At 32.3% G+C, this 787-nt stretch carries 1 protein-coding gene; it reads left to right on the top strand.

The genetic code is table 11. The features are described 5' to 3' along the window. The first annotated feature begins 103 nt into the window (after positions 1-103). The gene (locus HMPREF0373_RS12900; protein ID WP_021422741.1) at positions 104-730 is read left to right on the top strand and encodes an alpha/beta fold hydrolase; all 627 of its coding nucleotides are present in this window, start codon (positions 104-106) and stop codon (positions 728-730) included. Positions 731-787: the final 57 nt, after the last annotated feature.

The following is a 787-nucleotide window of genomic DNA, read 5'->3' on the forward strand; positions in this document are numbered from 1 at the left end:
TTAGAGCTGTTCAATAAGATTATCGGTGCATAGAATTTTATTGTGGTGCTGATATGAGAATGTTATAATGTGGATATGAAACACAGTATCTAGGAGTGATGAAATGAAATATATAATGCTTCATGGTTTGGGACAATCTTCTGAAAGTTGGAGTGATACCGTAAAAGTATTCAATGATGATTTTGAAGTTTTATGCCCTAATTTATCAGATTGGCTTTCTGGGAAAACACCATGTTATGATACATTGTATCGGACATTGGAAACATACTGTGAACAGTTTGAAGAACCGCTAAATATTTGTGGACTTTCTTTAGGTGGTATTCTTGCTATGCAGTATGCGATAGAACACCCAGAAAAAATGAACTCATTAGTGTTAATAGGCACACAATATGAAATGCCAAAGTATCTGTTAAAAATGCAAAATCTGATATTCCGTATTATGCCTTGTTCAGCATTTGAAAAAATGGGCTTTCAGAAAACAGATTTTATCAATCTATGCAAATCTATGACAGAACTTAATTTTAAACATGAACTGAAAAAAATATCATGTTCGGTACTTGTTGTCTGTGGCGATAAGGATAAGATAAATAAAAAAGCTTCTTTAGAATTGCAACAACAGATAGAAAACGCAGAAATAGCTATTATTGAAAATGCAGGACATGAAGTAAATACAGATAACCCAACACTACTAGGGCAAAAGTTAAATGTATTTTTCAAACAATATGTCTGATAAACAATTTCATATCCATACACACAAAGCAGTTAGTCTTAGGATTGACTGCTTTTT

The sequence above is a fragment of the Eubacterium ramulus ATCC 29099 genome, from assembly GCF_000469345.1.
Classification (GTDB): domain Bacteria; phylum Bacillota; class Clostridia; order Lachnospirales; family Lachnospiraceae; genus Eubacterium_I; species Eubacterium_I ramulus.